At 66.7% G+C, this 10,215-nt stretch carries 11 protein-coding genes; 7 read left to right on the top strand and 4 right to left on the bottom strand.

The features are described from left to right. The 4 genes from ACK5M9_RS10085 to ACK5M9_RS10070 all read right to left on the bottom strand — a co-directional run. Nucleotides 1-400, bottom strand: a 400-nt coding sequence (locus ACK5M9_RS10085) for a DUF222 domain-containing protein (RefSeq protein ID WP_416893033.1), incomplete at its 3' end; no start/stop codon positions are given. A 381-nt stretch (nucleotides 401-781) separates the two neighbouring features. Next, nucleotides 782-1,795: a zinc-binding dehydrogenase gene (locus tag ACK5M9_RS10080; RefSeq protein WP_416893032.1), complete on the bottom strand. Its 1,014-nt coding sequence runs from the start codon at nucleotides 1,793-1,795 to the stop codon at nucleotides 782-784. Beyond that, nucleotides 1,795-2,988, bottom strand: coding sequence for an LLM class flavin-dependent oxidoreductase (locus tag ACK5M9_RS10075; protein WP_416893031.1), 1,194 nt, complete (start codon nucleotides 2,986-2,988; stop codon nucleotides 1,795-1,797). The genes ACK5M9_RS10080 and ACK5M9_RS10075 overlap by 1 nt, the downstream gene beginning before the upstream one ends. Then, complete coding sequence (locus ACK5M9_RS10070) at nucleotides 2,985-3,950, bottom strand: alpha/beta fold hydrolase (RefSeq protein ID WP_416893030.1); 966 nt, start codon at nucleotides 3,948-3,950, stop codon at nucleotides 2,985-2,987. Before ACK5M9_RS10070 ends, ACK5M9_RS10075 begins: the two co-directional genes overlap by 4 nt. Before the next feature lie 270 nt (nucleotides 3,951-4,220). Here ACK5M9_RS10070 and ftsH point away from each other — a divergent pair, with 270 nt between their 5' ends. The 7 genes from ftsH to ACK5M9_RS10035 form a co-directional block, all read left to right on the top strand. Then, nucleotides 4,221-6,443: an ATP-dependent zinc metalloprotease FtsH gene (gene ftsH / locus ACK5M9_RS10065; protein ID WP_416893029.1), complete on the top strand. Its 2,223-nt coding sequence runs from the start codon at nucleotides 4,221-4,223 to the stop codon at nucleotides 6,441-6,443. A gap of 15 nt (nucleotides 6,444-6,458) precedes the next feature. Continuing rightward, nucleotides 6,459-7,061, top strand: coding sequence for a GTP cyclohydrolase I FolE (gene folE, locus ACK5M9_RS10060; protein WP_416893028.1), 603 nt, complete (start codon nucleotides 6,459-6,461; stop codon nucleotides 7,059-7,061). Beyond that, on the top strand, nucleotides 7,058-7,900 hold the full coding sequence (folP, locus tag ACK5M9_RS10055; RefSeq protein WP_416893027.1) for a dihydropteroate synthase: 843 nt from the start codon (nucleotides 7,058-7,060) through the stop codon (nucleotides 7,898-7,900). Before folE ends, folP begins: the two co-directional genes overlap by 4 nt. Then, the gene (folB, locus tag ACK5M9_RS10050) at nucleotides 7,893-8,303 is read left to right on the top strand and encodes a dihydroneopterin aldolase (RefSeq protein WP_416893026.1); all 411 of its coding nucleotides are present in this window, start codon (nucleotides 7,893-7,895) and stop codon (nucleotides 8,301-8,303) included. The genes folP and folB overlap by 8 nt, the downstream gene beginning before the upstream one ends. After that, nucleotides 8,300-8,815: a 2-amino-4-hydroxy-6-hydroxymethyldihydropteridine diphosphokinase gene (gene folK / locus ACK5M9_RS10045; RefSeq protein ID WP_416893025.1), complete on the top strand. Its 516-nt coding sequence runs from the start codon at nucleotides 8,300-8,302 to the stop codon at nucleotides 8,813-8,815. Before folB ends, folK begins: the two co-directional genes overlap by 4 nt. Further along, nucleotides 8,815-9,291: a DUF3180 domain-containing protein gene (locus tag ACK5M9_RS10040; RefSeq protein WP_416893024.1), complete on the top strand. Its 477-nt coding sequence runs from the start codon at nucleotides 8,815-8,817 to the stop codon at nucleotides 9,289-9,291. The genes folK and ACK5M9_RS10040 overlap by 1 nt, the downstream gene beginning before the upstream one ends. Before the next feature lie 76 nt (nucleotides 9,292-9,367). After that, nucleotides 9,368-10,215, top strand: an 848-nt coding sequence (locus tag ACK5M9_RS10035) for a DUF6779 domain-containing protein (protein ID WP_416893023.1), incomplete at its 3' end; no start/stop codon positions are given.

The raw sequence follows: 10,215 nt of genomic DNA, 5'->3' as shown, positions 1-10,215 counted from the left end.
CGACTTTGATGTGGCCGTCGCCGATGAGTCCCTGGCGTTGGGCGGCGGCGGCGTTTTCCCGTACGGGTTCCAGGGGTTCACCGCCCAGGGTGCGGCGGTACCCGAGGTCGGCGGCTTCGGCGATGCGGCGGCTGGCGTCGGGTTTGGTGATGCGCAGCCGGTTGGCCAGGGTTTCACTCAGGGTGCCGCCGAGCTCCTTTTTGTCCGCGGTGGCGCGCAGGTTGTTGATCAGGGCGTGGCGGGGGGTGGGTATGCGGCGGGCGATGGTTTCCAGGCGGTCGAGCATCGTCAGCCGTTCGGGTGTGGTGAGCACATCGAAGTTCAACTCCAGCAGGCGATCCTGGATCGTGTCGAGTGCGTCGAAGACCTCGACGATCTCTTCACGGGTGCTGGCTGCCATGGTTCAAATGCTAGAGACACCCACCGACAACTCCGGGCCCCAAAGCCCGAAAATCCGTTGCCGCAGCCATATTCGGTCACTTTCATCCACAGACCCGGATTTATCCACAAAATCCGTTCACCCCCTTGACAATCACCGGAACGGCAGGCACGCCAGACCAACGAAACCCTCGAAGCCGGCCGGCCGCATTGAATAGCGGCTACGCCCGGGGAACACCACCATGGACGCGTACTACGTCAGGACGTCCGCTGCTAAGAACAGCCACCTTCGCTATGGTCCGGGTATCGCCAGCGCGGGCGAAGGAAACACCACGCCACCGTCGGCCAACACCACTATCGACGCTGGCCGGATCACCACTGGACCCGATCCGCAGCTGCAGGATCAGGGGATCACCAGGATCTTGCAGTGTCGCTCGGGGTCCGCCAAATCCTCGAATGCCGCCCCGACGCCGTCCAATCCCACCTCGCCGGTGATCAGTGGGGCGACGTCGATAGCACCCTCGGCGATCGCCCGCAGCGACATGCCGAACTCATCCGGGTCGTAGGCCATCGAGAATGTCACGGTGATTTCTTTGGCCGCCGCGAAAAACGGATGGACGGTATCTGGTTCCATGCACACCCCGGCGACCACCAGCCGCGTACCGCGCCGGGCACGTAGCAGCATGTCGTCAATGATTCCCGGCACTCCGACCGCCTCGAAAACCACCGCGGCCTTGACACGGTCAAACGGCGAATCCTGTGCTGGATCAACTGACTCATGGGCACCCATTGCAACGGCCAATTCGCGCCGCTTGGGTGAAAAATCAGCCGCCACAATGGTTTCGACGCCGCGCATGTGGAGCGCACCGATGATCGCGAGGCCGATCGGGCCGCAGCCGAGAACCAGGGCGGGTTCTTCGGCGTCGATGCCGGATTTGTTGACGGCGTGCAGTCCCACCGCCATCGGCTCGGTCAGGGCGGCGTGTTTGGCGTCCAGGCCGTTGGGAATGGGTAGCAACATCGGTGCCGAAAGCAGCATCCGCTCGGCGTAGCCGCCAATCGTGCTGTTGCTGTACACGATCGGCTCGATACCGTTTCCGTGCAGCAGTGCCGGTAGTGATGTGACCGGTGTGCCTGGCCGGTGGGTGCGGGTATCGGGTCCGGCCTCGAGTACTTCGGCGCTGAACTCGTGGCCCATGAAAATGTCCCGGCCGAGGTCGATGGTCGTATCGGCCGCATCACCGGTCATTGCCCGGGTCATCTGCAGAACCTGGCTGCCATGCGCGGCGAAATGCAGGTCGGAGCCGCAAATTCCGCAACTGCGCACCGCAACCAGCACTTGGCCGGGTCCGGGTACCGGATCCGGGATGTCGTCGCGGTACACCATGCGACCGTCGCGAAGTACCGATCCGCGCATCAGTTGCCCGGGGTATCGGTATCGCGCTCGGCGACGTGCTTTCCGATAGCCTGCACGACCGCCTGCCCCGCCCGGCCGATCAGCTCGTCGCGCTTGCCTTTGGCCCATTCATGCGATTCGCGCGCTGCCTGGAGTTGACCGGTGAAGTGCGGAATCACCTTGCGGGCGAACAAGTCGTAGGAATGAAAAGTCGCCTGCGGGGACGCCCAGTCGTGACCGAGCAAGAGCAGCGTGCCGAACCCGCCGGAGCGCTCCAGCAGGTCTTCGATGTGTGCGATCGCATCTTCGGGGGTTCCAATACAGCAATTCCCTTTGGCTGCGTAGTCTTCGACGAATTTGCGCGGTGAATCCGCCCCTTCGACAGTGTTGGACAGCGGCACAAAGCCGGCTGCGCCGAAGTATTTCGCGAAGTCCATCAATCCGTAGGTGCAGTCTTCGATGGCTTGATCGCGAGTATCCGCCAGGTGCATGATGCTCAAGACACGCCAGTTGCGCCGGTCGGGCTCATCGCGACCCGCCTTGGCGGCCTGTTCGCGGACCACCTCCCAGGCGTTGTCAAGCGCCGCGTAGCCACCCGGCACCGACATCGATAGCGACAGCAGCGACGTTCCCAGGGCTCCGGCCAACCGGGGACCCGACGGAGAAATCATTGCCGCAGTGGATATTTCCGGGTGGGGCCACGTGTACGGACGGATGTGCAGCTGGGCCTCGCGCAGGGTGAACCAATCGGTGTGCCGGTCGACGCGTTCATCCGGCGCCGCCCGGAACAGCGCCAGGATCGCGTCGAGCGACTCCTGCATCATCCGGCGCTGGTCGATCGGGTCGATACCCATCATGTAGGCATCCGAGGGCAACGCCCCGGGGCCGGTGCCGAACATGACGCGACCGCGGGTCAAGTGGTCCAGCAGCACCCAGCGATCCGCCACCATCAGCGGGTGGTGATACGGCAGCGACACGACGCCGGTACCCAGCCGGATATGTTTCGTGCGTTCAGCTGCGGTCGCGATGAAGACCTCGGGACACGCGATCAGTTCATAGCCTCCCGAATGGTGTTCGCCGAACCAGGCCTCGTCGTAGCCCAACCGATCCAGCGCGACTACCCGATCCAGGTCGTATTCCAGTGCCACCGTGGGAGATTGGCCGGTCGGATGAAATGGTGTGATAAAAACACCGAATCGCAGCGGGTGTCTCACCAGTCAACTCCCTGGAGGAATTGGATAAGTGCGTCGTTTACCTCGGCGGGCCGTTCCTGCTGCAGCCAGTGGCCGGCACCGTCGAGCATCACTTCGCGGTAGGGGCCCTTGATCACCTCGGAAGCCCGGTCGGCCCGGGTGAACGTCAACACCGGATCGGCCGTCCCGCCGACGAACAGGCAGGGAACCGCGATGGTGGCGTCGGTGAGTTCCGGGGTGGTCTCCCAATTCCGGTCGAAGTTGCGGTACCAGTTCAGGCCACCGGTGAACCCGGTGCGGGTGAACTCCGCGACGTAGTGGTCGAGTTCGTCCGCGGTGAGCCAGTCGGGCAACCCGTCGGGTTCCGGAAGCCGATCGATGAAGCCTTCGGATCCGGGGGCGACCATCCGCAGCGCCGCTCCGCGATCCTCGGACATCCGCAGGCCACCCATCATGCGGCGCATCGTGCGTGCCGGGTCGGCGGCGAGTTCGGCGTCGGCGACGCCGGGCTCCTGGAAGTGCAGGATGTAGAAGAAGTTGTCTCCGAAAACACGCCGCCACGTCCGCGTCGGCGCGACCTTCGGCCTGGGTGTCACCGGGACGCTCAACGCGGCGACCGCGGCGACCCGGTCAGGGTGCAGCAGCGGTGCGTTCCACACCACCGCCGCGCCCCAGTCGTGCCCGATCCATGCGGCGCGCTCGGCCCCGACGTCGTCGAGCAGGCCGACGATGTCGCCGGTCAACGCATGGATGTCGTAGGCGTCGATGGGCTCCGGGCGCGACGAACCGCCGTATCCGCGCTGATCGGGTGCCAGCACGTGGTAGCCGGCCGCGGCCAGGGCGGGAATCTGATGCCGCCACGAATAGGCCAGTTCCGGGAAGCCGTGACACAGCACGACCACGGGCGCGCCCCGCTCGCCGGCCTCGACCACACGTAACTGCACGCCGTTGGTGTCGACTAAACGTTGGGTGGGGACAGCCATGATCTCACCAAATCACAGCGTTCCGGAGCTGAGAAGGGCGGCCGGGAACTTCAGGGGCCCACCGGGCGGGGCCGGGACCACTGGCGGAGCGTTGACTGGCGGCCGGCGGCGAAGACCCAGGCGCGGCCCAGACCCGGGCGCGGGAACTGTCATTCCCTGTGAGGAGTTTGTCAGGAGTGAGGTGAACAGATCGGGATGTAACCTGGACATTTCTAGTTGCGTGCAGACGGCGGACGTAGAGAAGGGCCTGGCCGAGACGGCCGATGATCGATGAAGCGTAAAGGTGTGTTGCGCACCATGGCGGCAATCGCCATCGTGGTGCTGCTCGGGTGGTCGTTCCTCTACTTCAGCGATGACACTCGCGGATACCGGGCCGTCGACACCTCGGTGGCAATGGCGCAGATCACCGGCGACAACGTCGAGAGTGCCCAGATCGACGACCGCGAACAGCAGCTGCGGCTGACCCTGAAGAAGAGCAGCGCCGACACCGAGAACTCCGACAAGGTCATCACCAAGTACCCGACCGGCTACGCCGTCGATCTGTTCAACGCGCTCACGGCGAAGAAGGCCAAGGTCAGCACGGTTGTCAACCAGGGCAGCCTGCTCGGTGAGCTGCTCGTCTACACCCTGCCGCTGTTGGTGCTGGTCGGTTTGTTCGTGATGTTCTCGCGCATGCAGGGCGGCGCCCGGATGGGCTTCGGATTCGGCAAGTCGCGCGCCAAGCAGCTGTCCAAGGACATGCCCAAGGTCACCTTCGCCGACGTCGCCGGTGTCGACGAGGCGGTCGAGGAACTCTACGAGATCAAGGACTTCCTGCAGAACCCCAGCAGGTACCAGGCGCTGGGGGCCAAGATCCCCAAGGGTGTGCTGCTGTACGGCCCGCCGGGTACCGGAAAGACGTTGCTGGCCCGTGCTGTAGCGGGGGAGGCGGGCGTGCCGTTCTTCACCATCTCGGGCTCGGACTTCGTCGAGATGTTCGTCGGCGTCGGGGCATCGCGGGTCCGGGATCTTTTCGAGCAGGCCAAGCAGAACAGCCCGTGCATCATCTTCGTCGACGAGATCGACGCGGTCGGCCGTCAGCGTGGCGCCGGCCTGGGCGGTGGCCACGACGAGCGCGAGCAGACCCTCAACCAGCTGCTGGTGGAGATGGACGGGTTCGGCGAACGCGCGGGCGTCATCCTGATCGCGGCGACCAACCGACCCGACATCCTGGATCCGGCGCTGCTGCGGCCCGGTCGCTTCGACCGGCAGATCCCGGTCTCCAACCCCGACCTGGCCGGTCGTCGCGCAGTGTTGCGGGTGCACTCCAAGGGCAAACCCATTGCCGAGGACTCCGACCTCGACGGGCTGGCCAAGCGGACGGTCGGCATGACCGGTGCCGATTTGGCCAACGTCATCAACGAGGCCGCGCTGCTGACGGCCCGGGAGAACGGCACCGTGATCACCGGGCCGGCCCTGGAAGAAGCGGTCGACCGTGTGATCGGCGGTCCGCGCCGCAAGGGCCGCATCATCAGCGAGCAGGAGAAGAAGATCACCGCCTACCACGAGGGTGGACACACCCTGGCCGCGTGGGCGATGCCGGACATCGACCCCGTCTACAAGGTGACGATCCTCGCCCGCGGACGGACCGGCGGACACGCCGTCGCCGTTCCCGAAGAAGACAAGAGTCTGCGTACCAGATCGGAAATGATCGCCCAGCTGGTCTTCGCAATGGGTGGGCGCGCAGCCGAGGACCTGGTGTTCCGCGAGCCCACGACGGGTGCGGTGTCCGACATCGAGCAGGCGACGAAGATTGCTCGGGCGATGGTCACCGAGTACGGCATGAGCGCGCGGCTGGGTGCGGTGAAATACGGCACCGAGCACGGCGACCCGTTTCTCGGTCGCACGATGGGCAGCCAGCCGGACTACTCGCACGAGGTCGCCCGCGAAATCGACGAGGAGGTCCGCAAGCTCATCGAGGCCGCGCACACCGAGGCATGGGAGATCCTCTCCGAATACCGCGACGTACTGGACTCGTTGGCCGGTGAGCTGTTGGAGAAGGAGACGCTGCATCGGCCGGAGCTGGAGACGATCTTCGCCGCCGTCGAAAAGCGGCCCCGGCTGACGATGTTCGACGATTTCGGCGGCCGGACCCCGTCGGACAAGCCGCCGATCAAGACGCCCGGCGAGCTCGCGATCGAGCGCGGCGAGCCGTGGCCGCAGCCGGCCCCCGAGCCGGCCTTCAAGGCGGCTATCGCCGCGGCTGGCAAGATCGCCGAGAATGCCGGTGCGGAGTCCACTGGAAATGGAGACAGCGGCGCCGGGCCCACCAACGGTTCAGCCACCACCCAGCCCGACTACGGGGCCCCGGCCGGCTGGCACGCCCCGGGCTGGCCCCCCAGGGCTGCCGACGGCCCGCATCCGGTCGCCAATGTTCCCGGTCCGGACGTCGGAGACGAGTCTGTTCAGCACTACGAGGATGCGACACGGTCCAACCCTCCGGCCCATGGCTGAACGACGGAGGCTTCGATGACGCAACTGGATTCCAGAGACGCCGTGGTGCCCACGTTCGACCAACCCCGCGCGGAGGCGGCGGTGCGGGAACTGCTTCTGGCCATCGGCGAGGATCCCGACCGGAATGGCCTGCGGGAAACCCCCGCTCGTGTCGTGCGCGCATACCGGGAGATATTCGCCGGCCTGTACACCGATCCGAGCTCGGTGCTCAACACCATGTTCGACGAAGACCACAACGAGCTGGTGATCGTCAAAGAGATACCGATGTACTCCACCTGCGAACACCACCTGGTGTCGTTTCACGGGGTGGCCCATGTGGGCTACATCCCGGGTGTCGACGGTAGGGTGACCGGGCTGTCGAAGATCGCCCGGCTGGTCGATCTCTACGCGAAACGCCCGCAGGTGCAGGAGCGGCTCACCAGTCAAATTGCCGACGCGCTGGTAAACAGGCTGAATCCGCGCGGGGTGATCGTGGTGGTCGAGGCCGAGCACCTGTGCATGGCCATGCGCGGTGTCCGCAAGCCGGGTTCGGTTACCACGACCTCTGCGGTGCGGGGTCAGTTCAAGACCGATTCCGCCTCTCGAGCCGAGGCGCTCGATCTCATTCTGCGCAAGTGAGTTCAGCGCCCGTGCGGGTAGTGGGGGTGCTCAACGTCACCGACGACTCGTTCTCCGATGGACGGCGATATCTCGATGTCGCCGGTGCCGTGGAGCACGGTTGTGCGCTGGCGGCCCACGGCGCGGACATCATCGATGTCGGCGGCGAATCGACGCGGCCGGGTGCGGTCCGGGTGGATGTCGAAGTCGAGCTGCGACGCGTTATACCAGTCGTCAAAGAACTAGCCGCGCAGGGGATTACCGTGAGCATTGACACCACGCGCGCCCCGGTCGCCGATGCGGCGCTGGAAAGTGGCGCGCGGATGGTCAACGACGTGTCCGGCGGGCGGGCAGATCCGGCGATGACACCTCTGGTGGCCGAGGCCAAGGTGCCCTGGGTCTTGATGCATTGGCGGCGGGTCTCGGCGGAGGATCCGCACCGGATTCCGCACTACGGCGATGTGTTCTCCGAGGTGCGGGCTGACCTGCTGGCCGGTGTCGACGCGGCAGTGGCCGCGGGTGTGGACCCGGCCCGGCTGCTGATCGATCCCGGGCTGGGATTCGCCAAGACCGCACAACACAATTGGATCCTGTTGCGGCGCTTGGCCGAGCTGGTTTCCAGCGGTGTCCCCGTACTGGTAGGGGCTTCCCGCAAGCGATTCCTCGGGACGTTGCTGGCCGGACACGACGGTGCGGTGCGGCCACCCGAGGGACGTGAGACGGCGACCGCGGTGATCTCGGCCCTGGCAGCCCTGGCCGGGGTCTGGGGGGTGCGGGTACACGACGTGCGCGCGTCGATCGATGCCCTCAAGGTTGTCGATGCGTGGCGCGACGGGAAAGGTGACGGATGTAGTGGCTGATCGAATCGAATTGCGCGGAATGGTCTTTCGTGGTCATCATGGTGTTTTCGACGACGAACGGCGCGCTGGCCAGGATTTCGTCGTCGACATCACGGTGTGGATCGACCTGGCGCGGGCCGCGGCCAGCGACGACTTGGCCGATACCTATGACTACGGCGCGCTCGCCGCGCTGGCTGCCGACGTGGTCGGTGGCACGCCGCGAAACCTGATCGAAACGGTCGGGGCCGAGATCGCCGCAACGGTGATCCGGGACGAAAGGGTGCATGCCGTCGAGGTCACCGTGCACAAGCCGCAGGCGCCCATCCCGCACGACTTCGCCGACGTCGCCGTGGTGACCAGGCGATCGCGGCGCGGCGGCCGGGGAGGCCGGGGGTCGGTGATTCCCGCGGGCAGGTCGATATGACGAAAGTGGTGTTGTCCATCGGATCCAATCTCGGTGACCGGCTGGCCCTGCTGCAATCTGTGGTCGATGGGCTCGGGGGTGCTGTGGTGGCGATATCGCCGGTGTACGAGGCCGATCCGTGGGGCGGGGTGGAGCAGGGCCCGTTTCTCAACGCGGTTCTGGTCGCCGACGATCCGGCCGGCGATGCCCGGTCCTGGTTGGCCCGGGGGCACGAGTTGGAGCGGGCCGGAGGCCGGGTCCGCGAACAGCGCTGGGGACCGCGCACCCTCGATGTCGACCTGATCTCGTGTTATGACGGTCGGCGCGAGATCGTCTGTGACGACGTCGAGCTGACCTTGCCGCACCCCCGGGCACACCTGCGGGCGTTCGTCCTGACACCCTGGCTGGACGTCGAACCGCATGCCGCCCTGACGGTGGAGGGTGCGGCGCAGCCCGTCGACACGCTGCTGGCCGGGCTGAGTCCCGCCGACCGGGCGAGCGTGCGGCTGACGCCGTTGACGCTGGACCGCTGATGGGGCCGACCCGCACGCGTGATCTTGCCGCTGCGACGATAGTTGTCGCCGGGTTGGGGTACCTGCTCATGAACGCGGTGTACCGGTGGTTTCCCCCGATCACGTTGTGGACCGGGATATCGCTTCTGCTGGTCGCGGTGGCCGAAGCGCTGTGGGCGCGTTACGTACGCACCAAGATCAAAGACGACGAGATCGGTGACGGGGCGGGCCGGCTGCACCCGCTGGCGGTCGCACGCAGCGTGATGGTGGCGAAGGCATCGGCCTGGGTGGGGTCGTTGATGCTGGGGTGGTGGCTGGGTGCGCTGGCGTATTTTCTTCCGCGCCGGTCCTGGATGCAGGCCGCCGCCGGGGACACCCCCGGTGCGGTGGTGGCCGCCGTCAGTGCGCTTGCCCTGGTGGCAGCCGCCCTGTGGCTGCAACATTGCTGTAAGTCCCCGTGGGAACCGACCGAAGGCGACGAAGGTGCAAAGACCTGACGACCGTCGCCGGGGGGACGCGAATCGCCGGGCCGGCACAACACGTTGATTGACCTCGCCCGGGTACAGTCGGCCCATGACCGTTCTGCCCCGCGGCGCCCGGGTCCGGCGCGGCGGCCGCAGGCCGGGGTGGACGCTGTTGACGACGTTGCTGGTGCTGGCGATCGGGGCCAGCTCGGCACTGGTTTTCACCGATCGGGTAGAGCTACTCAAGCTCGCTGTGATCCTGGCGTTGTGGGCTGCGGTGGCCGGCGCCTTCGTGTCGGTGCTTTACCGCCGCCAGGCTGACTCCGACCAGTCGCGGGCCCGGGACATGAAACTGGTCTACGACCTTCAGCTGGATCGGGAGATCTCGGCCCGTCGCGAGTACGAGTTGACGGTGGAGTCGCAGCTGCGCCGCGAGTTGAGCGCCGAGATCCGGGCGGAGTCGGCCGACGAGATCGCCGCTCTGCGGACTGAATTGTCCGCGCTGCGAACCAGCTTGGAGATTTTGTTCGACGCCGATCTCGACCACCGTCCGGCCCTGGAGACACCGGCTGGCGATGCGGCGCGAGCATTGACCAACCGGGCCGGCCCCGGTGTCCAGACCGGTGGGCGTCCGGCGGCGGACTGGGTCGACAGCGACCGGATTACGACAGCACGCCGAGTGGAGGGGGTTGTCGGCACCGACGACAGCGCGATCATCGATGTGCCCGAAGAACCGCTGTCCACGCCGAGTCACCCGCAGCCGGTGCAGGTGCGGCCCCCGCCGGCGCCCCCGCCGCAGCCGGTGCAGGTGCCGCCCCCGCCGCCGCCAGCGGAGCCGCCGCCAGCCACGTGGCAACCGGCCGCGCACGCGGGTCCGCCGGGGCCCGCCGCGACGCCGGGTGGCGGCTGGACGCTTCCGGATCCCGCGGCCCGGACGCCGGGCCGTCGGCGGCGCGG

It is taken from the genome of Mycobacterium sp. (assembly GCF_047975165.1).
Taxonomy (GTDB): domain Bacteria; phylum Actinomycetota; class Actinomycetes; order Mycobacteriales; family Mycobacteriaceae; genus Mycobacterium.
This window is presented reverse-complemented; position numbering and strand designations above follow the sequence as displayed.

Coding starts and splice junctions, on each gene's coding strand:
- ACK5M9_RS10080 (WP_416893032.1), bottom strand. CDS start 1,795: ATGCGCGGATCGGTACTTCGCGACGGTCGCATGGTGTACCGCGACGAC.
- ACK5M9_RS10070 (WP_416893030.1), bottom strand. CDS start 3,950: ATGGCTGTCCCCACCCAACGTTTAGTCGACACCAACGGCGTGCAGTTA.
- ftsH (WP_416893029.1), top strand. CDS start 4,221: ATGAAGCGTAAAGGTGTGTTGCGCACCATGGCGGCAATCGCCATCGTG.
- folE (WP_416893028.1), top strand. CDS start 6,459: ATGACGCAACTGGATTCCAGAGACGCCGTGGTGCCCACGTTCGACCAA.
- folK (WP_416893025.1), top strand. CDS start 8,300: ATGACGAAAGTGGTGTTGTCCATCGGATCCAATCTCGGTGACCGGCTG.
- ACK5M9_RS10040 (WP_416893024.1), top strand. CDS start 8,815: ATGGGGCCGACCCGCACGCGTGATCTTGCCGCTGCGACGATAGTTGTC.